The organism is Frigoribacterium sp. CFBP 13729 (genome assembly GCF_014841875.1).
Taxonomy (GTDB): Bacteria; Actinomycetota; Actinomycetes; order Actinomycetales; family Microbacteriaceae; genus Frigoribacterium.
Genome location: NZ_JACYUR010000004.1, coordinates 175,295 through 201,174 on the forward strand (window position 1 = coordinate 175,295; position 25,880 = coordinate 201,174).

A 25,880-nucleotide genomic window follows, 5' to 3' on the forward strand; every position below is an offset into this window, starting at 1 on the left:
GTTCGAACACGTGTTCGAGAGAGAGGCGGCCCCGATGAACATCTCCACCACCCGATCGGCCGTCGCGCTCTGGTTCGTCGACGGCACGCCCGACCGGCTCGTGCACGACGGCACCCGGTGGCGCGTGACGGACACCCCGACCGAGATGTGGCACGAGCCGGCCTTCGTGCCTGCGCTGATCACGCACCCGCCGCAGCAGTTCGTCGGGTGGCGGTTCCAGGCCACCGACGGCGTCGGCACGACGCACATGTTCGAGGTGCTGCGCGACGGCGCAGGGCAGTGGGTGCTCGGGCGCGTCTACGACTGAGGCCCGACCACGGCCGAGCCCGTCGCCGGGTCAGGCCGCGTCGTGCCCGGGGTCACTCGAGGCGCTTGCGCTTCTCCACCTCGACCTCGAGGGCGCGCAGGCGGGCCTGCTGCTCGTGGAACTCGATCTCGCGGTCGAGGTCGGCGAGCTGCTCCTCGGTCGTCTTCTGCCGCGGGGCTGTCGGCTGCGACGACCACGAGGAGGCGCGACGCGAGCCCCCGAAGCCGACCCGCTCCGATCGGCGCGGGTCCCCGAACGAGACGTTCTCGGACGAGCGCCCCCCGAACGACCCCGCCGCACGGGCGGCGCTCCAGTCGTGGCCGACGATGAACCACAGGGCGCTGCCGAGCAGGGGCACGAACACGACGAGCAGCACCCAGACGAGCTTGGGCAGCCCGCGCACCTGCGAGTCGTCGCGCGACACGATGTCGACGAGGGCGATCAGGCTGACGGCGAACATCGCCACGGTGAAGAGGACGTACACGGTCGGCAGCCTAGCGATCGCCCCGGCCTCGACGCGAGGGGCAGCTGCACCCAGCCCGGGGGTGATCGTCGGGCGCGCGCGCCTCCCCACAGCGTGTGGAGAAACATGTGGAAAACGTGTGTCGAGAGCGACTCTTTCGGGGGATAACCGAGTGAAGCTGTGGACTACGGTGTGGAAATTACACGGCTGTAACTCATCCACATGCCTGTGATCAGGACTTCTTCTGCGCTGCCCATTGTGGATAAGTGCACAGGTGCGGCGCCTCCTTCATCCACAGCAGAGCCGTGCACGCGCGGCGGGCACGCGAGACGGCCTCGCGACAGGCCGCGCACCGGGCAGCCCGCACGAGGGACGGGACCGAGCGCGCGGGGCGGTGGCTCGTTCGGGCGGCCTCGCTCGACGCGCGCTCGGTCGTTCCTGGTGTCTCGGGTCCACCAGGCAGGACGATCCTAGCGGGTGGATACCCGTGAGTATGCAAAGGATCCCGGCCCTGCGCGCCGCAGACGACAGCCGTCGCCCGGACGTTAGGGTGACGACATGTCCACGACCGGGAGCGCCCCCACCAAGCGCCCGCCGCGCGCCGAGGTGCGCGAGCGCCTGATCGAGGCGGCGAGCCGGCTCTTCGCGCGTCACGGCGTCCACACGACGACCCTCGACGACGTGGCCAAGGCGGCCGGGTTCAGCAAGGGCGCGGTCTACTCGAACTTCGACTCGAAGGCCGACCTCGTCGTGACCCTGCTGCGTCGGGAGACGGACGGCGCGCTCCGGGCCCTGCACGAGATGCGCGTGCCCGGCACCGACCTGCCCGACCTGCCCGCCGCGATCCGTGCGGCGTTCGCCCCCTACGGCCCGGGCACGGCCGATGACTTCAGCCTGATGTCCGAGCTCCGCTCCCAGGCGCTCGCCGAGCCGCGCGTCATGGAGGTCTTCGTCGAGCAGCGACGAGCCGTGCTCGACACGCTGCGCGGCCTCGTCGATCAGGTGTTCCAGGGACGCACGCCCGACGCGACCGGGCTCTCCTCCGACCAGCTGGCGCGCCTCCTCATCACCATCTCGGTCGGCTCCGCCTTCGACGCGCCCGCCACCGGCGACGTCGCGCCCGGCGACCTGATGGGCGACGTCGTCGCGGCGCTGCTGCGTCCCGTGACGGGCGGCTCCCCCGAGGCCTGACCCGCGCCTCCTGCCTGCAGTCGCGGCTCGCGGGGCCGAGGCGTCGACTGGTCCCAATTGGTCCCTCTCGTGTCGACGGGGGACAGATCCGGACCACTCGGCACCGACGGGCGGCTGGCCGGCCGCCAGCTGATGAGGCGCGGGCGCCTCAGGTCAGCCGCTCACGTCGCCGAGTGGTAACGATCGGTACTCCCCGTGCATGAAGGAAACTACTTCGGACCACTCGAGCCCTACGGTCGGGCCAGCCGGGCCGGCTGAGGAGGCGCGGGCACCTCGGTCCTGCCGCTCACGTCGCCGAGTGGTCACGTTCGGTCCTCCCGGTGCCTGAGGGGGACCGATTCGGACGACTCGAGGCCGACGGGCCAGCCGAGCCCGGCCCGGCCCGGCCGGGCCGGGCCAGGCCAGGCGGGGCTAGGCCAGGCGGGGCTAGGCCCAGAGGAAGGGCACCACGAACAGCAGCAGCGTCACGACCGGCCCGATGACCACCATCGACAGGCCCCAGAACATGAGGTGGCGGTAGAGGCGCGGGCGCTCCTCCTCGACGCCCGAGGCGACGATCGTCGCGCCCGTCGTGCCGAACGGCGCACAGTCGACGAGCGACGCCGAGATGGCCAGCGCGTAGATGAAGCCGGTCATCTCGAGGCCTCCGCCGGGGATCAGCAGGGGCACGGCGAGGGGGATGAGCGCGCCGAGGATGCCGATCGTCGACGCGAAGGCCGACACGAGCCCGGCGATCACGCAGATCACGAGGGCGGCGAGCAGCGGGGAGTCGACCGAGCGGGCGGCCTCGCCGAGCTGGTCGATGGCGCCGAGGCGGGTCAGGACTCCGACGTAGGTGATGATCCCGCCGAGCAGCAGGATGGTGCCCCAGTCGATGCGGCCGAGCGCCTGGCGTCCCACGTCGGGGTTCACGAAGGCGAGCAGCACGGCGATCGTCAGCGCCACGGCGCCGAGGTTCAGGTCGACGTCGAGCAGCGTGATCGTGAAGAAGCCGACGATCAGCACCGGGATCGAGACGAGCACGAGCAGCTGGTAGCCGCTGAGCTTCTCGGCGGGGGCGTCGTCGAGCGAGACGGCCGAGGAGGCGGCGGTCGCGGTGGCCGTCGAGGTCGCGGAGGCGGTCGTGGCCGAGGAGGCGGCGCCCGCCTGGGCGCGGTCCGCACCGGTGGCGGCGGTGCCGACGGCGCCCTCGCTCGTGGCGACGGTCGTCGCGAGGCCGGAGCCGCCGATCCCGGGGCCGCCGGCACGGCGACGCGACGAGCCAGAACCCGAGCCCGAGCCCGCGGCGGCGGCATCACCTGCGGCGCGCGTCCGGGCGATCAGCTCGCGCCCGCCGAACAGGAAGAAGGCGACGAGCACGACGAGCGTGTTGATGCCGATCGACAGCCCGAACATCAGCGCGGGGTTGTAGGGGATGCCCGCGGTGCGGGCCACGGTCATCACGGTGATGCCGTTGATGCTCGTCGGGGCGAGCGCGCCGCCGACGATGGCCGAGCTCATGACGATGCCCATCATCGTCGAGTGGATCTTGTGCTTGTGCGCGAGGCTCATCGCGATCGGGACGATCGTGAACGCGGCGTGCGACGTGCCGAGGCAGGCCACGAGCGTGCCGATGACGAACATCGCCCACGGGATGAGCGCGACGCGGTCGCCGATCAGGCGCACCGAGCGGTCGACCAGCCAGTCGATGGTGCCGGTGACCCGGGCGATGCCGAACAGGTACGTGATGCCGAGCAGGATCAGCAGGGCGTCGACGGGGAACCCGCCGAGCACGTCGTCGAGGCTCTCGCCGACGACGAGCACGCCGACCACGAGGGCGGCGACGAGCGCGAGGGCGCCCATGTGGATGTTGCGCACGGCCGAGATCGTGAAGACGGCGACCAGGACGATCAGCGCGATGATCTCGACGCTCACGAGGTCACCTCGATCGGGGCGGGGGCGGGCGGTGTCGGGCTGAGGGGCATCGTCGTCGATCTCCTGTGCGGTGGGGGCGGTGGGTGCTGCAGGGGTGTGGAGCGAGAAGGAGGAGCGGGTCAGGCCCCGAGGGCCAGGCCCGTCCGGTACGCGGCCAGCGCGGCGGCGGGCACGTCGGCGAGGTCGTCGAGGCGCACGAGCTCGCCCGGCGCGACGTCGGCCACGAGCCGTGCGCCGCTGAGCAGGTAGTACGGCGCGACGCCGTGGTCGTCGGGATCGACGATGACGGGTGCGACGCCGGCGATCTCGTGGTGGTGCCCCTCGACGCGGAACGTCGTGCCCGCGGCGAGCGCCGAGCTCGACCGTGCGGCGAGCACCGTGTGCTGCCGGGGCTCGGCGACGGGCGACCCGCCGTCGACGGCTGCCGCGATGGTCAGCGGGGTCTCGACGCCCATGAAGTGGTACGGCCAGTAGATGCAGGCGTACCGGCCGTCGCGGCTGACGACGTGGCCCTTGCCGCGCAGGGTCTCCCAGGTGACGGGGTCGCCGGTGCGCACGACGACGAAGACGCCGCCGGCGAAGCTGGCCTCGCCCGGCAGACGGAGCATCGAGAACACGTCGACGCTGCCGGTGCGGCCGATCAGGCCGCCGTCCTCGCGGGTGGCGTAGAGGTCGGCGAGCTCGTGCGGGCGGGCGACGGGGTAGTGCATGCCCTCGACGTCGGCGTGCGCGCCGGTGTAGAGCGACACCACGGTCATCTCGCAGTGGTCGGCCGCGGCGGACCGCTTGAGCGAGGCCACCTGGGCGGCCCGCGCCTCCACCGTCTCGAGGGGGCGGTCGCCGAGCTCGAGCAGGTCGGCGAGCCCGGGGGCGTCGACGGTCGTGCCGGCCTGGTCGACGACGCCGGTGGCAGGGTCGAAGGCGAGGTCGTACTCGCTCGACTTGCCGAGGGCGACGATGTCGAAGCCGCAGTCGAGCACCCAGGCGACGAGGCGCAGCAGGTTCGCGGGCTGGTCGCCGTCGCCGGGCAGGTAGCGGAGGCCGGCGGCGCGGGCCTTGGCGCTGAGGGCGACGCCGGCGACGGACTCGATCTCCTTGCTGACCATGACGACGTGCACGCCGTGGTCGAGGGCCGTGTCGGCGTAGCCGTGGCCGGCCTCGATGCGCCCGGTGGCCTCGACGAGCACGTCGGCGGCGCTCCAGTCGACGGCAGCGCCGTCGGCGATCACGGCGACCTGGCCGGCGGCGAGCGCGGCGGCCGTCTCGGCGACGGTGGAGGGGGTCGCGACGCGGTCGGCGGGGACGCCGAGCTCGTCGAGCATCCGCGTGGTGCCCGCGACGTCGGGGTCGACGAGCTGGGTCGCGACCATGTCGTCGAGCCGGCGCAGCTGGTCGAGCAGGGTGCGGCCGTACCCGCCGTTCGCTCCGGTGAGGAGGACGCGGACCGGGGTCTCGCGGGCCTGGGTCGCGCGGCGCGACGTCGAGTGGAGGATCACCGTTGTTCCCGTTCGTTCGAGGTGGCCTGTCGTCCGAGAGGGATCGGTCGGCCGGGGCTTCGTGGGCAACCGTAGCCTGACTTCACAGATTGTCAAAGATCGCACCAAATAGTCACATATGCTGAGATGGCTCCGTCGCGTCCGACGACGGACGACATGTCTCCACCGGAAGGTCCCCATGCTCACAGGTGCCGTCGCCGACGACTTCACAGGAGCCACCGATCTCGCCGCCGCCCTGCACTCGCGCGGGCTGCGGGCCGCCGTCGTGATCGGCGACCGGCCCGTCCCCGACGAGCAGGTGGCCGGGCTCGACGCCGTCGTCGTCGCCCTCAAGTCGCGCACCGCTCCCGTCGAGGAGGCGGTGGGCGCGTCCCTGGGGGCCGCCGACCGCCTCCTCGGCTGGGGTGCCGACCGCTTCTACCTCAAGTACTGCTCGACCTTCGACTCGACCGACGAGGGCAACATCGGGCCGGTGCTCGACGCGCTCCGCGAGCGCCTCGGCACCGACCGCAGCGTCGTCGTGCCCGCGTTCCCCGGCACCGGCCGCACCGTGCGCGACGGCTCGCTGTGGGTCGGCGACGACCTGCTCGAGGACTCGTCCATGCGGCACCACCCGCTCACGCCCATGACGCGGTCCCGGCTGCGCGACCTGCTCGCGCCGCAGACCACGGCCACGGTCACCGAGATCGGGCTCGACGTGGTGCGCCGCGGGGCCGACGCGCTGCGGCAGGCGCTCGACGCCGCCCCCGCGGGCTACCTCGTCGTCGACGCCGTCGAGGACGACGACCTGAGGGCCATCGCGCAGGCGACGGCCGGGCACCGGCTCGTCAGCGGCGGGGCCGGCCTCGCGCTCGGGCTCGACCCGGTCGTGCCGGATACGCCGGTCGCGGCGGGCGCAGGCACTGCGGGCACGCGCGCAGCGGACGCAGCCGACGCCGCCGTCCCGTTCCCCTCCTTCTCCCGTCGTCGCCTCGTCGTGTGCGGCTCGGCCTCGACCACCACGCAGGCGCAGGTCGCGGCCGCGGTCGCCGCCGGGCACCCGACCCGCAAGGTCGACATCGCGCAGGCGCTCGCCGATCCCGAGGCCGAGACCGCCTCGCTGGCCGAGTGGGTGCGCGGACTCGACGACGCCTCCGTGCCGGTCGTGTACTCCGTCGGCCAGCCGTCGGACGTCGTGCCCGCAGGGGCACTGCCCGCAGGAGGCGCGGGCGCCGCCGTCAGCGCCTCGGAGGTCGTCGAGACGGTCCTGTCGGGCCTCGTGCTCGACCTCGTCGCCGACGGCACGGTCGACCAGGTCGTCGTCGCGGGCGGCGAGACGAGCGGTGCCGTCGTCGGCTCCCTCGGTGTCGGCCTGCTCACGATCGGGCCCCTGCTCGCCCCCGGCGTCTGCTGGAGCGCGGCCACCACCGACGACGGCCGGGAGGTGGCGCTCGTCCTCAAGAGCGGCAACTTCGGCGCGGTCGACCTCTTCTCGAGCGCCTGGGAGGCACTGGCATGAGCGGCGCCGACGCACGGACGACGACGCGGGCCGCGGAGCCCGACCCCCTCGAGACCGCGGCGGCGCACGCGTCGGCAGGCCGCCTCCTCGTGGCCGCCGGTCGCGCCCTCGTCGCGGCCGGGCTGAGCCCCGGCAGCTCGGGCAACGTCAGCGTCCGCGACGGCGACCGCCTGCTGATGACCGGCACCGGCACGCAGCTCGGCGACCTCGCGCCGGACGACCTGTCGGTGCTCGACCTCGCGGGCGCGCACCTCGGCGGCCCCGCGCCGTCGAAGGAGGTGGCGCTGCACCTGGCCATGTACGCCAAGGACCCTGCCCACACCGCCGTCGTCCACGTGCACTCGCCATCGGCCGTCGCCCTGTCGTGCCTCGAGCCGTGGTCGGCCCACAGCGCCGTCCCGCCCCTGACGCCGTACGCGCTGATGCGGGTCGGCCAGGTGCCGCTGCTGCCGTTCGTCGCCCCCGGCGACCCGGCGATGGGCGCGCTCGTCGGCGACAGCCCGCTGCCGTTCCGGGCGGCGCTGCTCTCGAACCACGGCGCCGTCGTCAGCGGCGAGGACCTCGACCGGGCCGTCCAGAGCACGATCGAGCTCGAGGAGGCGTGCCGCATCGCGCTCCTCACCCAGGGCGCCGCGCGCCGCCTGATCGCGCCGGACCAGGTGCGGGCGATCACGGCCGCGTGGGGGATGCCCTGGACCGGTCCCGCGGACGAGGGCGGCGCCTCCTCGGCTGCGGTCTCGCCCGCCTCCTCGGCCTCCGTCCCGCCCGCCGCCGGCGAGGGCCGCGACAACTAGGCTGGCGCGCGTGTCGACCCCCCTGATCCCCGAGCAGCGCCGCGAGTCGATCGTCGAGCACCTGCAGCGCGAGCGGGTGCTGAGCTACCGGCAGCTGACCGAGCTGCTCGGCGTCAGCCAGATGACGGTGCGCCGCGACGTCGCCGCCCTCGAGGACGCCGGCCGCGTCAGCGCGACCGCCGGCGGCGCCAAGCTCGCCTCGCGCCTGGTCGAGGAGCCGAGCCGGGCCGTCAAGCAGGAGGCGGACGTCGCGGAGAAGGAGGCGATCGCCCGCGAGGCGGCCGCCCTCGTCCACGACCACATGACCGTGTACCTCGACGCGGGCACCACGGTGCAGGCGATGCGCCGGCACCTCGACGACGTCTCCGACCTGACCGTCGTGACGAACGACCTCGCGACGGTGCAGGCGTTCCTCGACCACCCCACGGCCGACCTGATCTGCGTCGGCGGACGCGTCGACCGGGCCAACCAGTCGACGATGGGGCGCCTCACCGGCGTCGCCCTCGCCGAGCTGTCGCTCGACCTCGCGTTCGTCTCGTCGAGCTCGTGGGACCTCGCCCACGGCGTCACCACCCCCGTCGAGGCGAAGATCGAGGCCAAGCGGGCGGCCCTCGCGGTCGCGGAGCGGACCGTGCTCGTCGCCGCCAGCTCGAAGTACGGGCGCTTCGGCCGGTACCGGGCGCTGCGGCTCGACGAGCTCGACGGCGTGATCACGGACGACGCCCTCGGCGACGAGGCCGCCGCCGCGCTGCGCGACGCCGGCGTCGACCTGCGCCTCGCCGCCCGCTGACGCCGCCCCCGGGTACCATCGGGACGTGACCAGCCACCCGATCGCCCGCAGCACGCGCCGCCAGCGCGCGGCACGGCAGGCGTTCCCGAACCGGCTCGTGCTGACCAAGCGCACGTGCGGCACGAACGGCTGGATGAGCCTCTGGGGCAGCAACGCCCACGGCGAGATCGCGGGATGCCCTCCGCCGACGGCGTGACCGCGCCCGGGATCGTCGACGACCCGGGCGCCTCCCTGCGCCCGCCGTTCCCCGACCCCCTCTGAGAGCCACCGTGTCCCCTGACGTCCCCGACGCCTCCTCGTCCGCCCCCGTCCCGACGGGCCCGGCCCCCTCCACGCCCGCGCCGCCTGCGCACGCCCCCGGCCCGCTCGGCCGCGGGGCCCGCCTCGCCCGCTTCGTCAGCCGCGACACGACGGGCGGCCTGCTGCTGCTCGGCGCGACCGTGCTCGCGCTCGTGCTCGCCAACAGCCCCGCCGCCGACTGGTACGGCGCCGTCCGCGACACGACGTTCGGGCCTGCAGCCCTGCACCTCGACCTCAGCGTCGGGGCCTGGGCCGCCGACGGCCTGCTCGCGATCTTCTTCTTCGTCGTCGGCCTCGAGCTCAAGCAGGAGTTCGTCGCGGGCTCGCTCCGCGACCCGCGCGCGGCGGCCCTGCCCATCGCCGCGGCGGTCGGCGGCGTCGCCCTGCCGGCCGTGATCTACACGCTGGTCAACCTCGACGCGGGCGGCGACGCCCTGCAGGGCTGGGCGATCCCCGCCGCGACGGACATCGCGTTCGCCGTCGCGGTCATCGCGGTCGTGGGCAAGCGGCTGCCGCCGGCGCTCCGCACGTTCCTGCTCACCCTGGCCGTGGTCGACGACCTGCTCGCCATCACGATCATCGCGATCTTCTACACCTCCGGCATCCTGTTCCTGCCGCTGCTCGCCGCGCTCGTCCCGCTCGCGGCGTTCGCGCTGCTCGTCCGTCGCGGGGTCCGCTCGTGGTGGCTGCTCATCCCCCTCGGCGTCGTCGCGTGGGCCCTGGTGCACGCCTCGGGCATCCACGCGACCATCGCCGGGGTCGTGCTCGGCCTGCTCGTGCCGGCGATCGCGACCCGACGGGCCGGCGTCGACCACACCGGCCCCGACGGCCACGTCGAGCGGCACCCGCTCACGCACCACTTCGCCGAGCGCTGGAGCCCCGTCTCGTCCGGCGTCGCCGTGCCGCTCTTCGCGTTCTTCTCGGCGGGCGTCACGGTCGGCGGCCTCACCGGCCTGCGCGACGCGCTGACCGACAGCGTCGCGCTGGGCATCGTCCTGGCCCTCGTGTTCGGCAAGTCGATCGGCATCACCGTGTCGTCGCTGCTCGTGACGCGCCTCCCCGGCATCCGCCTCGACCCGAGCCTGCGCTGGCCCGACATCGTCGGCCTCTCGTTCGTCGCGGGCATCGGCTTCACGGTGTCGCTGCTCGTCGGAGAGCTCGCGTTCGGCAGCGGCAGCGAACGCGACGACGTGGTGAAGGTCGGCGTGCTCGTCGGGTCGCTGGTCTCGGCGCTGATCGGCGCCGCCGTCCTCACGGTGCGGGTCCGCCAACGCGCCCGCGCCGACGCCCGCGCCGACGCCGACGCCGAGCGCTAGCCGGCCCGCGCCGATGTCGGTTCCGCTCCTCATTCAGGAAGTCCGGTCCTGATCCTCGCCACGGGGGGAGCCGGAGTCCTGAACCGTGCACCATGCAGGATCGTGGCGGGGAGAGTTCCTGAGAGCTGCGCGACGCTCACGACGCCCCGGCGACGAGCACCCCGCAGGAGGCGCGGGCCGGGACGATGAACGACTAGCGTCGGTCAGGTGGACGACGACGACGCGACCCCCGCCTCCTCGTGGACCCGTCGGCGGTCGTCGATCACCCTGCTCGCCCTCGTGGTCGGCATCTCGCCGTTCGCGACCGACATGTACGTCCCGGCGCTGCCGGCCATCGCCCGCGACCTCGACACCACGACGGCCGTCGCGCAGCTCAGCCTGACCGCGTTCCTCGTCAGCTTCGCGCTGGGCCAGTTCGTGATCGGCCCGCTCAGCGACGGCATCGGCCGACGCCGGGTGCTGCTGATCGGCACGGCGGTCTTCACCGTCGCCTCCCTCGGCTGTGCCCTGGCGCCCGACGCGACGACGCTGATCGTCGCGCGGGTGCTGCAGGGACTCGGCGGGGCGGCGGGCAGCATCGCGGGACGGGCGATGGTCGGCGACTCCACGACGGGCACGCGCCGCAGCCGGCTCTTCGCCTCGCTCGCCGTCGTGAACTCGCTCGGGCCGGTCGTCGCGCCCCTGGTCGGCGGCGTCGTGCTGACGGTCGCCGCCTGGCGGTCGCTCTTCGTGGTGCTCGCCGTCTTCGGCCTGGTGCTCACGCTGCTGTCGGCTGTGCGGTTCCCCGAGACGCTGCCCGCCGCCTCCCGGTCGGGAGCCTCGCTCGGTGCCGCGGGTCGCCGCATGGGCGAGCTGCTGCGGATCCCGCGGTTCCGCTGGTACCTCGTCACGGGCTGTGCCGCCACGATCGGCTTCTTCTCGTACATCTCGACGTCGTCGTTCGTGTTCCAGGAGCAGTACGGCTTCAGCGAGCTCGGCTACACCCTCGTCTTCGCGTCGAACGCGTCGTGCATGATCCTGTCGACGCTGCTGTTCCGGCGGCTGGTGGGGCGGTTCGCCGAGGACTCCCTCTACACGGCCGGCCTCGTCACCTGCACGGTGGGGTCGGCGCTCGTGCTGGCGGGCGCGGCGACCGGCGTCGGACCGGCGCTGATCTGGCCAGCCCTCGCGCTCGTCACGGCGGGCTGGGGCTTCGTCATCCCCGGGTCGATCACGCTGACGCAGGCGCTCGGGCACCGCTGGCCCGGCTCGGCGGCCGCGCTGCAGGGCGGGCTGCAGTTCGGGCTCGGCGGCCTCGCGACGCCGCTGGCCGGAGCCCTCGGCGGGACCGCCCTCGTCATGGGCGGGCTCATGGTCGCGTTCGTCGGCATCGGGCTGGCGGTGCAGCTGGCGGTGCGGTCACGGCCGCAGCCCGAGGCGGAGGCCCAGCCGGGCTGAGGAGGTGCGATGCGGTCGGGCCGAGGAGGTGCGATGCCGGTGGGCCGAGGAGGCGCGGTCTCGGTCCTGCTGAGGAGGCGCGATCCCGGCAGGGCCGAGGAGGCGCGGCCCGGCAGAGCTGAGGAGGCGCGCGACCTCAGCGGGTCGCGACAGCAGAGACCGCGAGTGCCGCGTGCTCCCCCTCGAAGAAGTCGGCGTACGCCGGCTCGGGCGGCCGGACCGAGCGCATCGGCGGCAGAGCCGGCACGGGGGGCCGGCGCTTCGGGTAGGCCTCGATCGCCGCAGGTCGGACCCGCGGGTCGGTCTCGTACAGGCTCATGTCGATTCCGTTCCCTCCGCGTCGAGGACACCCGTCTCGTCCTGTCCTGAGGCTAGGACGGCAGACCGACCTCGGGCAGGGGCTTGCGCCCCGAACGAGGGGTGCGGTACAAGTCGCGGAGCACGGGAACGGGGTACGGGAGGGACAGGTCCGGAGGGACGTCCCGCCTCCACGACGGAGCCGGCCCGGCCCCTGCCCGAGACCGGACGTCTCCACCACCGGGACCGGCCGTCGCCCTACGGAGGCCTCCCCCAGGGAGTACACCGGACCGCGTGACCTCACCGCTCCTCCTCGCCGGCCTCGCCGGTCTGCTCTCCGGCCTGTCGCTGGTCGTCGGCTCCCTCGTCGCCTGGTTCATGAGGGTCCCGCGCGAGCTCGTCGCCCTCGTGATGGCGTTCGGCGCAGGCGTGCTCATCTCGGCGCTCGCGTTCGACCTCGTCGACGAGGCGACCAGCAGCGGCGGCTTCGTGCCGACGATCTCCGGCTTCGTCGCCGGGGCTGTCGTCTACGTCGTGCTCGACCAGCTGCTCGAGCACGGCGGGTCCCGGCACAAGCGACACCGCCGGCACCAGGACGACGCGAGCACCGGCGGCGGTGGCGGCGGCGCGAAGGCCGCTGCGGCCGGCGGCGGCACCGGCCTCGGGATCGCGCTCGGCGCCCTGCTCGACGGCGTGCCCGAGACCGCCGTGCAGGGCGTCAGCCTCACGGGCGGCGGCACGCTGAGCGTCGCCGTGCTCGTCGCAGTGGTCATCTCGAACTTCCCCGAGGGCATGTCGAGCACGGCCGACCTCAAGGAGTCGGGGCGCGGTGCCCGATACGTGTTCGGGCTCTGGTCGGGCATCGCCGTGGTCTGCGCCCTGTCGGCGATCGGCGGCTACGTGCTGCTCGGCGGCGTGCCGGAGGCAGCCCAGTCGTTCGTCATGGCCTTCGCGGCCGGAGCGATCCTCGCGATGATCTGCGACACGATGATCCCGGAGGCGTTCCGCAAGGCGCAGACCCTGACCGGGCTGGTGACCGTGCTCGGCTTCGTCGCGAGCTACGCCGTGCACCAGGTCGGCTGAGCCGAGGAGGCGCGGGTCGTCCCGCCGGGGACCAGCCCGCCAGCTCCACGGCTGGAGGGCTGGCTCGTGTGCCTCTCAGACCGTGCTGCTCGACGTCTCGCGGCGACCCTCGGCATTCGTGCCCGACACGCGGTCGGGGGGCTCGGGCAGCACCTGCAGCCCCGACCCGCTGTTCGCGGCGGCGGACAGCGTCGTGAGCCATTCCTGGTTGACGAGCGGCGGACGGCTCCCCTCGAACCGGAAGCGGAGGCTGACCGTCGGGTAGAGCCAGATGGTGCTGCGGCCGTCGCCTGCCGAGGCAGGTTCCTTCCAGGAGAACGCGAAGCTCTCCTGGCGACGGAGCTTGTTGATGATGACGATCTGCAGGTGCGCGAGCGTGCGGTCGTCCATGTGGATCTCAGCGGTGTTCCCGTCGTAGATCAGGTAGCCCACGGGGTCTCCTCTCGATGGCGGTGGGGGGCAGGCTCAGGCGAGGGGCGAGTCGTCCCTGCCGGGGTCGACGGGGTCGACCGGCCCGACCGGACGGGGACGTGCGGCATCGAGGATCGCGACGGCGTCGGTCGCGCTGACGACCCAGGTGACCGTCGCGGTGACGGTCGCGGTGGTGCCCTCCTCGATGTCGTTGCTGAGGAAGTTCACGGACACCTGGCTGACCGACTCGTCCTGAGCCGGCAGCGCCCTCACCGCGTCGACGATCGCCTGGTCGTCGTAGGGCAGGTTGGAGATCGCCATGGTCGTCGGCTCCGTTCCGTCGGTCACGGCCGCGGGCGCGGCCTCGGGACGACCCTACGGGGGCGACAGCGCCGAGGGCCGGGTCGTGCGGCGGCCCCGGCGACCTAGGCGACCAGCGTCACGGAGGCGCCGTCGCCGTCTGGGCCGACGACCGCCTCCTTCGTGATCAGCTCGGCCTCGGGGACGACCCCCGTCGCCGGATCGGGCCCCGCGCCCGGCAGCACCGCCGCGAGCCGGGCGGCGACGGCGAGCGCCCAGCCGCGGTGCATCGCGCGGAACGAGAAGGCGCGGCGGAGGGTCGTGCCGTCGGTGTCCCAGGCGGGGAACGAGACGAACTCGACGCCGACGTGCTCGGCGGCGACCTGGCGGAGGGCGGCGTCCACGCGGCGCAGCTGCGACCCGATCAGCTGCGCGGCGGCGGGCGGCAGGCCCTGGAACTGCGTCATCGGGGGCAGCCCGGCGAGCAGCACGGGCACGTCCCTGCCCGCAGCCGAGCGGACGCGGGCGACGAGGCGAGAGACGGACGCGACGACGTCCGCGCTGGGCGTGATCCTCAGCACGTCGGGGATGCCGAGAGCGACGACGGCGGCGTCGGCACCCGTCGCCGACGAGCCGAGACGGGGGTGGTGGGCCGCCCGGCGCACGGTCAGCAGCGGGTCGGCGACGGTCTGCCAGCTGCAGCCGCGGCCGGTGCGGGTCGACCAGACGCCGGCGAGCTGCGCCGGGAACGCCATGCCGTGCAGGAGGACTCCGTACCCGGAGGCGGCCAGGTCGCCGACGACGAGGAGGCGGGCGGCACTCGGCCCGGGGAGGGTCGCGGTGACCTCGTCCCGGGGGAACGGCGCGCTGCGGATCTTGAGGCCGAGCACCCCGAGGTGGAGGGCGAGGTAGGGGCGCGCGAGCGTGTGCAGGGTCGCTGCTGTGCGGTCTCGGAGGGTGTGCATGGGCCGTCCTGGCGGTGCGGTGCCGGGATCCGTCCCGGTCGGGTGGCGCGGTGGCGCTCGCTGACGGTACATGCGGCCGCATCTACGCGCCAGCGCCGGCCGCCGAGGTTGCGCGTTGCGGACAGACCGAGCGGTCTGCCGCGGCGCTGTGCTTGCCGGGACGGCTGAGCGCGGCGGCCGGGTGCGGCGCGGCCGGGTGCGGCGGCCCGGCACCCCGGAGTGGACGATGAACCCCGACATGACGGGGTGCATCGTCCACTTCGAGGTGCACGAGGAGCGGGTCAGCTGCCGGTGGCGGACTCGTCGGCGGGGGCCGACGGAGCGTCCGTCGGCGGGGTGGGCGCATCGGTCGGAGGAGTGGGGCGGTCACTGCTGCCGGAGCCCTCCTCGCCGGGGGCCGGGGCGTCGGCCGGCGGGGCCGGCGGCGTCGGGCGCTCGGCGCCGTCGGCACCGTCGGCGCCCTTCGCGCCCGGGTCGGGCGCGTCGCCCGGCGCGGGTGCGGCCGGGGCGCCCTCGCCGGCAGTGCCCGACGCGCAGCCGGGGCCGCCCGCGAGCGGGCCGACCGGCGCGTCGCCGTCCGCCTCGTCGCCGGTCGCACCGGGCGCGGCGGGCGTCGGCGACCCCGAGGCGTCCGAGCCGGGGGCCGCAGGGCCGGTCTCGTCTGCGGAGTCCGTGCCGCCTCCTGCGTCCGAGCTCGCGCTGGGGCTCGGCGACGCGCTCGACGTCGCCGCCGTGAGCGTGCTCGCGCCGCCCGACGACGCCACCGCTGCCGTGCCGCCGACGAGCGCGAGCCCGACCGCGGCGACGCCGAGGCCGATCCCGAGCCGCTTCGTCACCCGTCGGCGCGGGGCGGCGGGCACGCCCTGCTCCGACGCGACGCGGGGCGAGAGGGGCAGCTCGCGGGTCGCGTCGTCGGCCGTCGAGTCCTGCCGGGGGGCGCCGAACGCGTCGCGCTGGTCGCGGTGACGGTCGCCGTCGCCGGCGCCGCTGCCGTCACGGCCGAGGTCGCCGTCACGGTCGAAGGGGTTCTGCTGGTCGTTCATGTCGTCTCCTGACGAGGGGGTGGTGGTGGTGCGGACCGGTCGTCCGCCGCTGTGACCAACCTCGGGAGCGCACCTGAAGCCGCGCTTAAGTCGCCGGGGCGTCCAGCAGTTCCATAGGCGACCGGCGGCGACGGCGCATCTCGGCCCCGTACCGTCCAGCCGGTGATCTCCCCCGCCCGCGTCCTCGTGATCGACGACGACCCTGCCCTGCTCTCGTCCGTCGTCGCCGCCCTCGGCGCGGAGGGCTTCGCCGTCAAGGGCCTGCCCGACGGCTCCGAGCTGCCGGAGGCGCTCCGCGCGTTCGTCCCCGACCTCGTCGTCCTCGACTGGATGCTGCCGGGGGCGAGCGGCATCCGCCTCGCGGCGACGGTCCGCACGAGCAGCGACGCGGCCGTGGTCATGCTGACCGCGCGCGACGAGCTGGACGACCGCCTCCGGGGCTTCGCCGAGGGCGTCGACGACTACGTCGTGAAGCCGTTCTCGGTGGCCGAGCTGCTCGCCCGGATCGGCGCGGTGCTTCGGCGCCGCGGGCGCATCCCCGCCGTGATCGAGGTGGCCGACCTGGTCGTCGACCCGGAGGCTTCGGTCACCACCCGCTCCGGGGTCGCGCTCGACCTCACCGCGACCGAGCAGCGCCTGCTGACCTTCCTCGCCGAGAGCCGGGGCCGGACCGTCTCGAAGACGCAGATCCTCACCCAGGTGTGGGGCTACGACGACTACGACCCGAACCTCGTCGAGGTGCACCTCAGCTCGCTCCGCAAGAAGATGGAGCGGGAGGGGCCGCGGCTCATCCACACCGTCCGCGGGCTCGGCTACCGGATGAGCGCGTGAGCGACGGGCGCGACACGGTGCGGCACGACGCGGCGCGAGACGGCACCGCGCGGCACGACGGGCCTCGACTCAGCACCGGGTCGCTCCGGGCGCGCACCGTCGTCGCCGTGCTCGTGCTGCTCGCCCTGCTGCTCGCCGGGCTGGCCGTCGCGGTCGAGGCGACTCTGGGCCAGCGGCTCCGCGCCCAGGTCGAGGACCGCCTCCGCGACCGCGCCTCGGCGGCCGCCGCGCTCGTCGGCACCGTCGACGGCGACGACCTCGCCGACCGGCTGTCGGCGCAGGGCCTGTCCGTCGTGATCCGCGACGCCGACGGCGGCGCGATCGTCGCCGGTCCCTCCCCCGACGAGCTGCGCGAGGGCCCGCCCGCACTCGGGGACGGCCTGCCGGCCGGACCGGGCAGGGGCGCAGGAGGCGCGGGCACGGACACGCCGCCCGGCGACGCGACCGCAGGCCCCGCGGCCCCGGGAGAGGAGGCGACGGGCACCTCCTCGGCTCCGGGTGCGACCGACGGCGCCGCGGCCGACTCCGACGCCGTCACGGTGACCGCCTCGAGCGTCACGGCCGACGACGAGGTGACGACGCTGGTGAGCGAGCTCAGCGACGGGTCGACGATCACGCTGACGGCCGACTCGAGCTCGGTCGGCCAGACGCTGACGCAGCTGCGCTGGGTGATGCTCGGGACGTCGGGCGTGTTCCTGGTCGTGGCCGCCGCGGGGCTCGTGCTCGTGGTGCGGGCGACCCTGCGTCCGCTCGACCGGATGACCGCCGTCGCTCGCTCCATCGCCCACGGCGACCGGGGTCGGCGGCTGCGTCCCGCCAAGGAGTCGACCGAGATCGGCCGCGTCGCCACCGCGTTCGACGAGATGCTCGACGGCGTCGAGGGCGCCGAGCAGGCCGCGCTCGAGGCCGAGCGGACGGCACTCGCCGCGGAGCGCACCGCGCTGGAGGCCGAGCAGCGGGTGCGCGCGTTCGTGTCCGACGCGGCGCACGAGCTGCGCACGCCCGTCGCCGGGATGCGCGCGGCCGCCGACACGCTGGTCCGCTCGTCGGCCGACGTCGGGCCCGACGAGCGCGAGCGGCTGGCCGTCCACGTCGTCCGGGAGGCCGCCCGGGCGTCGCGCCTCATCGACGACATGCTGCTGATGGCCCGCGTCGACCGCGGGCTCGAGCTCGACGTCGCGCCCGTCGACGTGGAGGCGCTGGTCGCCTCGGTCGTGGAGGGGCAGCGGCTGCGTCGGCCGGGGCTGGAGCTGCGGGTCGAGGTGCGGGGGGCGGGCGCCGCGGCCGGGGCGTGGGTCGACGGCGGTGGCGGCGCTGGTGCTGGTGCGGGCGCTGGGGTCGGCGCTGGCGCTGTCGCTGGTGCAGGCGGCGGCGCTGGTGCAGGCGGCGGCGCTGGCGCAGGTGCGCTGGTCGTCCTGGGCGACGCCGGCCGGCTGGCGCAGGTGCTCGGCAACCTCGTCGACAACGCAGCGCGGGCGACGCACGGGACGGGCACGGTCGTGCTGACGGTCGACGGCTCGTCGCCGGAGGTGGCCGCCGTGCTCGTCGCCGACGACGGCCCCGGGGTGCCGGAGGCCGACCGCGAGCGCGTCTTCGACCGGCTGGTCCGGCTCGACGAGGCCCGGCGGACGGGCGACGGAGGCGCCGGCCTCGGCCTGCCCATCGCCCGCGGCATCGCGCGGGCGCACGGCGGCGACCTCGTCTGTGAGCCCGGAGGTGCGGCCCCCGGCGGCGCCGTCTTCCGGCTGACGCTCCCTCGCTGACGCCCGCCCACCCGCGCACACGTCACACCCCTGAACGAGCAGCACACCCCCGAATTCGGGGGTGTGCTGCTCGTTCAGGGGTGCGAGACGGCAGGTACGTCGGGCGGGCCGGCGGGCCCTAGGGCCGGGGGCGGTCGAAGCGCGCGCCGCCGGGCTTCGGGCCGAGGATCGCGAGCACCGTGAGCGCGATGCCGCCGAGGTACGGGAACAGGTTGATCAGGAGCAGCCACCCGCTCAGGTCGACGTCGTGCAGCCGTCGGACCCCGATCGAGAGATACGGCACGATCGTCCCGAAGAAGAGCGCCGCGAAGACGAGGGCGAAGGGATAGAAGCCCGGTCCCGGGTCGGACGAGCCGTCGGCGTGGACCTCCATGCCGGGCAGACCGGCCAGGAGCCCGAGGAGGCCGAGGCCGAACCAGACGACGACCGTGGCGAGCGCCACCCACCAGTACTCGCTCCGGCTCGCGCGGCCGCTGAAGTCGGCGTACTTGCGGAAGAACCGCCCGACCGACTCGAGCGGACCGGCGCCGTACAGCGGCGCCCAGAGCGGCACCGAGCCGTCGGCGAGGCGCGGAGACACTCCGGGAGGCGCGCCGAACGGCTGCTGCGGCTGGCCGTACGACTGCTGGGCGTAGGGCTGCTGCGGCTGGCCGTACGACTGCTGGGCGTACGGCTGCTGCGGCTGCGTGCCGTAGGGCGGTTGCGACTGCCCGTAGGGCGGCTGACCCGACTGCGCCTGCCCGTAGGGCGGCTGACCAGTGGGCTGCTGGCCGTAGGGCTGCCCGCCGTGCTGCTGCTGCGGCGGCTGCCCGAAGGGCGGCTGTTCCCCGCCTGCCTGCTGCCCGTAGGGCGTCTGCCCGTACGGCTGCGGCTGCTGCCCCCCGGCCCGGCCCTGCTCGTCGTCTCGTGCGTCGCTCATGTCGTCCCCCTCGATCCGTCGCCCCTCGCGACCTGCCCAGGCTAGCGGCAGCCGGCCAGCACGCGAGCGGCAGCGCCCCCTGCCGAGGGCGGGCGTTCCGGGCCGAGGGCGGGTCGCCCGCGACCCGCCCTCGAGCCAGAAGACCCGCCCTCGGCGCAGAGCCAGCCGCACGAGGCAGAGCCGCACCGAGCAGAACCGCACCGAGCAGAGCCGAGCCGAGCTGAGCCGGGCCGGACGAAGACGCGACCGCCCTCGGCGACGCGCGCCGCGCCTCCTACAGCTCGCGGGCGAAGCAGACCGACTCGGCGCTGCCGACGTACGCCCCGAACAGCGGCACCTCGCCGTACCCCTCGCGGGCGTAGAAGCGGATCGCGTCGGGCTGCCGCGTGCCCGTCTCGAGGACGACGCGGCGGGCGCCGAGGCCGCGCGCCTCCTCCTCGAGCGCTCGGAGCACCGCGACGGCCACCCCCGAGCCGCGAGCGGACGGATCGACGAACATGCGCTTCACCTCGACCGAGCCGGGCCCGGCGACGTCGTCGGGCAGCGGGCGGAGCCCTCCGCACGCGACCGCGGCACCGGAGGCGGTGCGCGCGACCACGAAGACGGGCACGTCCGAGGCGCTGGGCGGCGTGCCCGGCTCGTGGTCGTCGCTGCCGTAGCGCTCGTCGAGCTCGCGGCGCTGGGCCCGGCGCAGCTCGTCGGCCTCGGGGTGGTCGTAGGGGACGACCTCGATCTGCCAGGTCATGTGCGGCTCCTCTCGCGGATGCCCTCTCGTCCGGCGTCCGTAGCAAGCGTTACGGTAACAGATGCTACGGTCCTGGGGTGCCCCGCCTCCGCGACGACGACGCCCGACGCCTCCAGCTCTCCGAGGCGGTCTTCGCGACGCTCGCCGAGCTCGGGCCGGGCGGCCTGACCCTGCGCGCCGTCGCCGAGCGGGCCGGCTGCACGACCGGGCTGGTGCTGCACACCTTCCGCGACAAGCAGGCGCTGCTGCTGCACGCGCGCGACGTGCTCCACGAGCGGTCGCGAGAGCGTGCCGAACGGCTCGAGGCCGACACCGCGGCCGACCCCGCCGCCGCCGTGCGGGCCGTGGCGAGCGCCTCCCTGCCGACCGACGCCGAGGGGCTCGCCGAGGCCCGCGTGTGGGTGGGCTTCGTCGCCGCGGCGCTGGGCGACCCCGTGCTGGCGGAACGCCACACCGCGGCGAACCGGTCGTTCGTCGCCCGGCTCTCGCGCCTCCTCGAGGCCGCCCGGGGCCCGGCCGGCACCGACGTCGACGGTGACGCAGGCACCGGTGACCCCGACAGAGCCGCGGATGCAGCCGCGCGGGCGTCGGCGCTGGTCGCCGCGATCGAGGGCATCGCCACCCTCACGGCCGGGGACCCCGGCGCCTGGCCGGCGGAGCGACAGCACGCGGCCCTCGCCGTCACGCTGACGGCCGTGCTCGCCCCCGCCTGACTCCGACGGCGCTCACCGGCGCACGACGTCCGTGCTCGAGCGCTACGCCTCGAGGCCGCGCCCCACCCGCGAGCGCACCCGGCCACCTCGCCCGTGCAGCACCAGGGCCACGCCGAGCAGCAGCGACAGCACCGGCGGCAGCAGGTACAGGCGGGTGACGATCACGATCAGGCCCAGCGTCGACGACGGGATGAGCGGCATCAGCGCGAAGAACGCCGCGGCGACCACCACGGCGACCAGGGCGCGTCGCGCCCACGGCTCGAGGAGGCGCCGGCGGACCACGACGACGGCGGCCGCGACCGCGAGCCCGACCGCCACGAGCCGCAGCACGCTGAGCGCCGTGCCGAGCGTCAGGGCCCCCGGGGAGGCCGAGGTCGCCAGGTCGCTCCAGGTCGACGAGAGCGCCTGGTCGACCACGTCGGGCACGAACAGCAGGACGACGCCCGTCGACGCGACGGCCGAGACCCGCCCGAGTCCGGTCTCGTCCCGGACGCCGACGACCAGCAGCACCGCGCCCGTGAGCGCGAGCAGCGGACCCGCGGTGCGCAGCAACGAGGAGGCGACGACCAGGTCGACGAGGGCGGTCGCCGCCGACAGCCCCACGAGCACGCCCGCCACCAGAGTCGTGCGGGTCGAGCCCGACATCGCGCTGGACGCGCTCGGCACGCTCGGCACGCCCGTCGCGCCCGACGCGCCCCGCGCGCTCACGCGAACGCCCGCAGCTGCTCGACGACGAGGTCCGGCCGGGTCACGAAGGGGTGGTGCCCGGTCGGCAGCTCGACCGACCGGGTCGCCCGGGCCGCGTGCGCGCGCTGGAGCCCGACCGAGGTGCTGCGGTCGTCCGCGCAGACGAGGTAGGTGGAGTCGACGCCCTGCCAGCCGGCCCGGGTGGTGGGCGTCGTGAAGGAGGCGGCGTCCTGCGGCACGACCCGGCTGAAGGCCTCGCGCTGCTGATCGGGGGTGCCGTCCTGCAGGAACCGGGCGCCGAACCACGGGGCGTTGAGGTCGCCGACCAGCCCGAGCCGCCCGGCGCCGGCGTCGCCGAGGGGCACCGGGTCCGTCTCGCCGCTCATCACGGCGCCCTGCGACTGCCCGACGTCGGGCAGGTACGACGAGACCAGCAGGAGGTGCGCCACGGCCGGGTGAGCACCGGCCTCGGCCACGACGGTGCCGCCGTACGAGTGCGCGACGACGATCACCTCGCCGGGCCCGCTCGCCTCGTCGAGGGCGCGGCGCAGGGCGGCGGCGTCGGCGACGAGGCCGGTCGCGGGGCCATCTGCACCGCCGGCAACGCCGGCGCCGCCGCCAGCATCGGAGCCGACCCGCACGTCGTCGCGGCCGTCGGCCGGGCGCTCCCCGCACGAGGGCAGGGCGAGGGAGCGGCTCCGGATGCCGGTCTCCGCCTCCATCAGGTCGGCCGTCGGCCGCCACCACCACTGGCCGTCGCGCACCAGGGCGCCGTGCACGAAGAGGATGTCCATGGTGGTCCTTCCGGGGAGGCGGAGCAGCTGCGGCCGCGTCGTCCGGGGACGCCGACGGCCTGGCTCGAACCTATGGGAGACCGCCGACGTCGCGGTAGGGGCCCCGGTCACACGGGAGACGGCGACGGAGACGGCGACGACGGCGCGTCGACGGGGAAGTGGAGCGAGTGACGGGAATCGAACCCGCGCTACCAGCTTGGGAAGCTGGAGTTCTACCATTGAACTACACTCGCGAACCCGCTCTGAGGCAGGTGTCTCCTACTATACCGACCCGCGCCTCCTCGGGTCGTCCGCGGCACCGGGCAAGAGCGTCGGCCGTGCTCGCAGGGCACGATCTCCTGTGGATGCGGACGGCCCGCGCGCCACCGCCGTACGGTCGCCCCATGATCACGAAGAAGACGCTGCTGCCCCTCGCCGCCCTCATGCTGCTGCCGCTGACGGGCTGCACCGGCGGCGCCCAGGTCACCGACCCGGCCGGCGACGTGCCCGGCAGCGAGAAGACGGCGACCAGCCCCGCCCAGTCGAACCAGGTCGACTGCAGTCGCGTGCTCGACAGCGCGCTGAACGCCCTCGGCGACGAGGTCGACGACGACGTGCTGCTCGCCTACGCCCGCGAGGACGACGGCACCTGGTACGTCGCCGCCCCCGTCGGCGAGAACAACGTGCTGAGCGACACGGTCGGCCTCTGGACCACGACCGGCGACGTCGAGTCCGACGAGTTCGACGGCACCTTCGAGTCGGTCAACGAGGACGCGCAGTCGTCGTCGACCTGGCCCGTCTCCTCCGACTCGTCGGCCGAGCAGTCCGACGCCGGCCAGCAGGCGCTCAGCTGCATCGCGGACGCGGGCGAGACCGCGCGCTAGCCCGCGGCCGCCCGACCTGGCGCACCCCCTCGGGTGCACCGCACCCCTGAGATCAGGGGTGCGGTGCACCGTAGGGGGTGTGGTGCGCAGGGGGCGAGCGCAGGAGGCGCGGGCCGGCGGGTGCGCGAGTCGGCGGGTGCGTCGGCCGACGGTCGCGCGAGCCAGCGAGTGCCCCCGCCGGCGGGTGCGCACACCGACTGTCGCTCGCGCCGACGGTCGTGCGCGCCGGCGCGAGCCTTCGGCCTGGGGATCGGTCAAGCGCGCCAGCCGCGACGGTGCGCCCGGACGGCGAGCACGATGCCCACGACGGGGATGACGAGGTAGCCGACCAGGAGCGCGAGGTGGCCGCCGCCGACACCCGACGAGGACATCAGGGCCGCCGCCGCGAGGGCGAGGAGCGCGACGCCGACGGACGCGAGCCACGCCGCGGCCTTCTCCCGTCGTGACCACGCCTGGGCCTGGCTGACGAAGAGGAGGCCGACGAGGGCGCCGACGACCGGCACCAGGAGCGAGCCGGCGATCAGGACGACGGCGGCGGTGATCGAGAACGCCCGGCCGGGGGGAGGCGCGTCCGGGGCCCCGAGGGGAGCTCCGGTAGGCGACTCGGCGCGCGCCTCCGTCGCGGACCCGGCGCGCGCCTCCGCGGCGATGAACGCGGGGTCGCCGAGCTGCTCGATGCGGGCAGCGGCCGACTCGGCGTCGAGGCCCTGCAGCTCCTCCTCGACGCCGGCGACGATGTCGCGGTGCAGGTCTGCCGGGAGCTGGTCGAGCTCGGAGTCGAGCCGGGCGAGGTACGCGGTGGTGACCTCGGGGGTGGTGTCAGTCATGGGTGTCCTCTCCGATGAGTTGGTGCACCGACGCGGTGAAGGGCCCCCACTGGAGGCGGAAGGCGGTCAGCTGGGCCCGGCCGAGCGGGGTGAGCCGGTAGTACTTGCGGACGGGGCCGGTGGCCGAGGGCTGATCGAAGGCGGTGGCGAGGCCCTGGGCCCGGAGACGGCCGAGCACGGGGTAGAGCGTCCCGATGCTGGCGACGAGCCCGGCCTGGACGAGCTGCTCGGAGAGCTGCCAGCCGTACATCGGCTCGCGGTCGAGCAGGCCCAGGACGCAGTACTCGACGACGCCCTTGCGCAGCTGCGCACCCACGTCCGCTGTCATGCGTCACAAGCTACCTTGCGGTGCAAGACAGGTCAAGGTCGGAGGGCGGACACGAGAGGTGCCTGGACATCACGACCGGTACCGCGCCTCCTGCGTCCGTTGCCGGTGCGGTGCGGTGCGTGGCATGCCTCCCTCGATCTGAGAGTGATCTGCCCGTCGGCCGGTCAAGTGCCCCGTGATCCTGCCCACCTCGGACCGGATCTCCCTCGCTCTGAGGCTGACCGGTCCGGCGGCCCGGCGCGGTGCGGCGTATCGTCGCCCGCATGAGCGATCACGACGACACCACACCGGACACCGCCCCCGACGGCTCGACGAACGTCACCGACGAGCAGGCCGAGCACACCGAGAAGCTGGCCGACGGCTCGAAGGACGGCCTCGTCGACGACGACAAGGACTCGGACGCCGACAAGGCCTGAGCCCCTACCCCCGAAGACTCCTCGAGAGGCCCCGGATCGACCTGCCCGCACCTGCGGAGGTCGGAACGGGGCCTCTCGTCGTGCAGCCGTCGCCTGCGGAGGTCGACTGGTCAGCATCTGTCCTTCCCGAAGCCGGGAAGGACACTTCTTGACCACTCGAGGCCGCCAGGCCGCCGTACCCCGGGCGTGAACGTTCACGCCGCCGGGGCGTAGCGTCGACGGCGGTGCGCAGCGGAGCGCCCCCGACAAGGAGAACCCCATGGAATTCAGGTACCTCGGCAACTCAGGACTCAAGGTCTCCGAGCTCACGTTCGGCAACTGGCTCACCCACGGCTCGCAGGTCGAGAACGACACGGCGACGGCGTGCGTCCGCGCCTCGCTCGACGTCGGCATCTCGACCTTCGACACGGCCGACGTGTACGCGAACACCCAGGCGGAGGTGGTGCTCGGCGAGGCCCTGAAGGGCGAGCGTCGCGAGTCGGTCGAGATCTTCACCAAGGTCTACGGCCCGACCGGCCCCAAGGGCCACAACGACACCGGCCTCAGCCGCAAGCACATCACCGAGTCGATCAACGGCTCGCTGCAGCGGCTCCAGACGGACTACGTCGACCTCTACCAGGCGCACCGCTACGACGTCGAGACTCCCCTCGAGGAGACGATGGAGACGTTCGCCGACCTCGTCCACCAGGGCAAGGTGCTCTACATCGGCGTCTCCGAGTGGAACGCCGAGCAGCTGCGCGAGGCGCACGCGCTCGCCCGTGAGCTGAAGATCCAGCTCGTCTCGAACCAGCCCGAGTACTCCCTGCTCTGGCGGGTCATCGAGGAGGAGGTGGTCCCGACCTCGAAGGAGCTGGGCATCTCGCAGATCGTCTGGTCCCCCGTCGCGCAGGGCGTGCTGACCGGCAAGTACACCAAGGGCGGCGAGCTGCCCTCGGGCAGCCGGGCCACCGACCAGAAGGGCGGCGCCGCGATGATCGAGCGCTGGATGGGCGACGACGTGCTCGACGCCGTCGCGCAGCTCAAGCCCGTCGCGGACGACCTCGGCCTCACGCAGGCACAGCTGTCGCTGGCCTGGGTGCTGTCGAACGAGAACGTCGCGTCGGCGATCATCGGCGCCTCGCGTCCGGAGCAGGTCGAGTCGAACGCGAAGGCGTCGGGCGTCGTGCTCGAGGCCGACGTGCTCGCGAAGATCGAGTCGATCTTCGAGGGGCTCGCCGAGACCGACCCCCGCAAGACGCAGATGCCCGCCGGCCGCGAGGTCTAGGCCGCCGGGCCGGCGCTGACCGCCGGCCGACCGCCTCCTGGGAACATCCCGAGCGGCGGGCGCAGGTCGCCGGGCGGGCCTACCGTCCACGTCACAGCCGGGACATCCCGGGACTCAGCAGGAGG

At 74.4% G+C, this 25,880-nt stretch carries 29 protein-coding genes and 1 tRNA gene; 15 read left to right on the forward strand and 15 right to left on the reverse strand.

Annotated elements, in window-relative coordinates; genetic code table 11:
- The first annotated feature begins 34 nt into the window (after window positions 1-34).
- Window positions 35-307 carry a hypothetical protein gene (locus tag IFT77_RS13125; protein ID WP_123548591.1) on the forward strand — a complete coding sequence of 91 codons (273 nt, stop codon included), beginning with the start codon at window positions 35-37 and terminating at the stop codon, window positions 305-307.
- A 52-nt stretch (window positions 308-359) separates the two neighbouring features.
- On the opposite strand, the gene IFT77_RS13130 is transcribed toward IFT77_RS13125, so the two are convergent.
- Window positions 360-791, reverse strand: coding sequence for a PLDc N-terminal domain-containing protein (locus IFT77_RS13130; RefSeq protein WP_370544952.1), 432 nt, complete (start codon window positions 789-791; stop codon window positions 360-362).
- A gap of 537 nt (window positions 792-1,328) precedes the next feature.
- Here IFT77_RS13130 and IFT77_RS13135 point away from each other — a divergent pair.
- Window positions 1,329-1,961 carry a TetR/AcrR family transcriptional regulator gene (locus IFT77_RS13135; RefSeq protein ID WP_192170232.1) on the forward strand — a complete coding sequence of 211 codons (633 nt, stop codon included), beginning with the start codon at window positions 1,329-1,331 and terminating at the stop codon, window positions 1,959-1,961.
- 426 nt (window positions 1,962-2,387) lie between these two features.
- On the opposite strand, the gene IFT77_RS13140 is transcribed toward IFT77_RS13135, so the two are convergent.
- Window positions 2,388-3,875 carry an SLC13 family permease gene (locus IFT77_RS13140; protein WP_192170233.1) on the reverse strand — a complete coding sequence of 496 codons (1,488 nt, stop codon included), beginning with the start codon at window positions 3,873-3,875 and terminating at the stop codon, window positions 2,388-2,390.
- A gap of 119 nt (window positions 3,876-3,994) precedes the next feature.
- On the reverse strand, window positions 3,995-5,371 hold the full coding sequence (locus IFT77_RS13145; protein ID WP_371741055.1) for a homoserine dehydrogenase: 1,377 nt from the start codon (window positions 5,369-5,371) through the stop codon (window positions 3,995-3,997).
- A 178-nt stretch (window positions 5,372-5,549) separates the two neighbouring features.
- Between IFT77_RS13145 and otnK the strand changes: the two genes are divergently transcribed.
- The 6 genes from otnK (at window position 5,550) to IFT77_RS13175 (ending at window position 11,506) form a co-directional block, all read left to right on the forward strand.
- Window positions 5,550-6,869 carry a 3-oxo-tetronate kinase gene (gene otnK / locus IFT77_RS13150; RefSeq protein WP_192170234.1) on the forward strand — a complete coding sequence of 440 codons (1,320 nt, stop codon included), beginning with the start codon at window positions 5,550-5,552 and terminating at the stop codon, window positions 6,867-6,869.
- Complete coding sequence (locus IFT77_RS13155; protein ID WP_192170235.1) at window positions 6,866-7,663, forward strand: class II aldolase/adducin family protein; 798 nt, start codon at window positions 6,866-6,868, stop codon at window positions 7,661-7,663. The genes otnK and IFT77_RS13155 overlap by 4 nt, the downstream gene beginning before the upstream one ends.
- A 10-nt stretch (window positions 7,664-7,673) precedes the next feature.
- A complete protein-coding gene (locus IFT77_RS13160) occupies window positions 7,674-8,453 on the forward strand; it encodes a DeoR/GlpR family DNA-binding transcription regulator (protein ID WP_314104633.1) in 780 nt (259 codons plus the stop codon).
- A 25-nt stretch (window positions 8,454-8,478) separates the two neighbouring features.
- Window positions 8,479-8,649, forward strand: a complete 171-nt coding sequence (locus tag IFT77_RS13165) for a hypothetical protein (RefSeq protein ID WP_192042953.1) — start codon at window positions 8,479-8,481, stop codon at window positions 8,647-8,649.
- Between the two features lie 73 nt (window positions 8,650-8,722).
- The gene (gene nhaA, locus IFT77_RS13170) at window positions 8,723-10,069 is read left to right on the forward strand and encodes a Na+/H+ antiporter NhaA (protein ID WP_192170236.1); all 1,347 of its coding nucleotides are present in this window, start codon (window positions 8,723-8,725) and stop codon (window positions 10,067-10,069) included.
- 207 nt (window positions 10,070-10,276) lie between these two features.
- Complete coding sequence (locus IFT77_RS13175) at window positions 10,277-11,506, forward strand: Bcr/CflA family efflux MFS transporter (RefSeq protein WP_192170237.1); 1,230 nt, start codon at window positions 10,277-10,279, stop codon at window positions 11,504-11,506.
- 136 nt (window positions 11,507-11,642) lie between these two features.
- Here the strand turns inward: IFT77_RS13175 and IFT77_RS13180 are convergent, their stop codons facing one another.
- Window positions 11,643-11,825 carry a hypothetical protein gene (locus tag IFT77_RS13180; protein ID WP_192170238.1) on the reverse strand — a complete coding sequence of 61 codons (183 nt, stop codon included), beginning with the start codon at window positions 11,823-11,825 and terminating at the stop codon, window positions 11,643-11,645.
- A 272-nt stretch (window positions 11,826-12,097) separates the two neighbouring features.
- Here IFT77_RS13180 and IFT77_RS13185 point away from each other — a divergent pair, with 272 nt between their 5' ends.
- Window positions 12,098-12,886, forward strand: coding sequence for a ZIP family zinc transporter (locus IFT77_RS13185; RefSeq protein ID WP_192170239.1), 789 nt, complete (start codon window positions 12,098-12,100; stop codon window positions 12,884-12,886).
- 75 nt (window positions 12,887-12,961) lie between these two features.
- On the opposite strand, the gene IFT77_RS13190 is transcribed toward IFT77_RS13185, so the two are convergent.
- The 4 genes from IFT77_RS13190 to IFT77_RS13205 all read right to left on the reverse strand — a co-directional run bounded on the left by IFT77_RS13190 (window position 12,962) and on the right by IFT77_RS13205 (window position 15,605).
- Window positions 12,962-13,318, reverse strand: coding sequence for an ATP-dependent DNA ligase (locus tag IFT77_RS13190; protein WP_192170240.1), 357 nt, complete (start codon window positions 13,316-13,318; stop codon window positions 12,962-12,964).
- A gap of 33 nt (window positions 13,319-13,351) precedes the next feature.
- Window positions 13,352-13,618: a hypothetical protein gene (locus IFT77_RS13195; protein WP_192170241.1), complete on the reverse strand. Its 267-nt coding sequence runs from the start codon at window positions 13,616-13,618 to the stop codon at window positions 13,352-13,354.
- A gap of 104 nt (window positions 13,619-13,722) precedes the next feature.
- Window positions 13,723-14,562, reverse strand: a complete 840-nt coding sequence (locus IFT77_RS13200) for a GDSL-type esterase/lipase family protein (RefSeq protein ID WP_192170242.1) — start codon at window positions 14,560-14,562, stop codon at window positions 13,723-13,725.
- A 281-nt stretch (window positions 14,563-14,843) separates the two neighbouring features.
- A complete protein-coding gene (locus IFT77_RS13205) occupies window positions 14,844-15,605 on the reverse strand; it encodes a hypothetical protein (RefSeq protein WP_192170243.1) in 762 nt (253 codons plus the stop codon).
- A 162-nt stretch (window positions 15,606-15,767) separates the two neighbouring features.
- On the opposite strand from IFT77_RS13205, the gene IFT77_RS17525 reads away from it, so the two are divergent.
- Together IFT77_RS17525 and IFT77_RS16970 are read left to right on the forward strand one after the other, a co-directional pair.
- Window positions 15,768-16,436 carry a response regulator transcription factor gene (locus IFT77_RS17525; RefSeq protein ID WP_192170244.1) on the forward strand — a complete coding sequence of 223 codons (669 nt, stop codon included), beginning with the start codon at window positions 15,768-15,770 and terminating at the stop codon, window positions 16,434-16,436.
- Window positions 16,433-18,199 (forward strand): ATP-binding protein, encoded by a 1,767-nt coding sequence (locus tag IFT77_RS16970; RefSeq protein WP_371741057.1) that lies wholly within the window; start codon window positions 16,433-16,435, stop codon window positions 18,197-18,199. Before IFT77_RS17525 ends, IFT77_RS16970 begins: the two co-directional genes overlap by 4 nt.
- 118 nt (window positions 18,200-18,317) lie before the next feature.
- Here the strand turns inward: IFT77_RS16970 and IFT77_RS17345 are convergent, their stop codons facing one another.
- On the reverse strand, window positions 18,318-19,118 hold the full coding sequence (locus tag IFT77_RS17345; protein ID WP_192170245.1) for a DUF805 domain-containing protein: 801 nt from the start codon (window positions 19,116-19,118) through the stop codon (window positions 18,318-18,320).
- Between the two features lie 274 nt (window positions 19,119-19,392).
- Entirely contained in the window at window positions 19,393-19,863 is a 471-nt protein-coding gene (locus tag IFT77_RS13225; protein WP_192042944.1) for a GNAT family N-acetyltransferase, read from the reverse strand.
- 77 nt (window positions 19,864-19,940) lie between these two features.
- On the opposite strand from IFT77_RS13225, the gene IFT77_RS13230 reads away from it, so the two are divergent.
- Complete coding sequence (locus tag IFT77_RS13230) at window positions 19,941-20,576, forward strand: TetR family transcriptional regulator C-terminal domain-containing protein (RefSeq protein ID WP_192042943.1); 636 nt, start codon at window positions 19,941-19,943, stop codon at window positions 20,574-20,576.
- Window positions 20,577-20,618: 42 nt separating this feature from the next.
- Here IFT77_RS13230 and IFT77_RS13235 read toward each other — a convergent pair whose 3' ends face one another.
- From IFT77_RS13235 to IFT77_RS13245, 3 genes are all read right to left on the reverse strand, one after another.
- Window positions 20,619-21,284, reverse strand: a complete 666-nt coding sequence (locus tag IFT77_RS13235) for a hypothetical protein (RefSeq protein ID WP_192170246.1) — start codon at window positions 21,282-21,284, stop codon at window positions 20,619-20,621.
- Window positions 21,281-22,057, reverse strand: coding sequence for an alpha/beta hydrolase (locus IFT77_RS13240; RefSeq protein WP_192170247.1), 777 nt, complete (start codon window positions 22,055-22,057; stop codon window positions 21,281-21,283). The genes IFT77_RS13235 and IFT77_RS13240 overlap by 4 nt, the downstream gene beginning before the upstream one ends.
- 159 nt (window positions 22,058-22,216) lie before the next feature.
- Window positions 22,217-22,290, reverse strand: a tRNA-Gly gene (locus tag IFT77_RS13245).
- 150 nt (window positions 22,291-22,440) lie between these two features.
- Between IFT77_RS13245 and IFT77_RS13250 the strand changes: the two genes are divergently transcribed.
- The gene (locus tag IFT77_RS13250) at window positions 22,441-22,920 is read left to right on the forward strand and encodes a hypothetical protein (protein ID WP_192042940.1); all 480 of its coding nucleotides are present in this window, start codon (window positions 22,441-22,443) and stop codon (window positions 22,918-22,920) included.
- Window positions 22,921-23,174: 254 nt separating this feature from the next.
- Here IFT77_RS13250 and IFT77_RS13255 read toward each other — a convergent pair whose 3' ends face one another.
- Window positions 23,175-23,747 carry a hypothetical protein gene (locus IFT77_RS13255; protein ID WP_192170248.1) on the reverse strand — a complete coding sequence of 191 codons (573 nt, stop codon included), beginning with the start codon at window positions 23,745-23,747 and terminating at the stop codon, window positions 23,175-23,177.
- Window positions 23,740-24,075 (reverse strand): PadR family transcriptional regulator, encoded by a 336-nt coding sequence (locus tag IFT77_RS13260; protein WP_192042938.1) that lies wholly within the window; start codon window positions 24,073-24,075, stop codon window positions 23,740-23,742. The genes IFT77_RS13255 and IFT77_RS13260 overlap by 8 nt, the downstream gene beginning before the upstream one ends.
- 263 nt (window positions 24,076-24,338) lie before the next feature.
- On the opposite strand from IFT77_RS13260, the gene IFT77_RS13265 reads away from it, so the two are divergent.
- Window positions 24,339-24,491, forward strand: coding sequence for a hypothetical protein (locus IFT77_RS13265; RefSeq protein ID WP_192170249.1), 153 nt, complete (start codon window positions 24,339-24,341; stop codon window positions 24,489-24,491).
- A gap of 259 nt (window positions 24,492-24,750) precedes the next feature.
- On the forward strand, window positions 24,751-25,755 hold the full coding sequence (locus IFT77_RS13270) for an aldo/keto reductase family protein (protein WP_192170250.1): 1,005 nt from the start codon (window positions 24,751-24,753) through the stop codon (window positions 25,753-25,755).
- The last annotated feature ends 125 nt before the right edge of the window (window positions 25,756-25,880 follow it).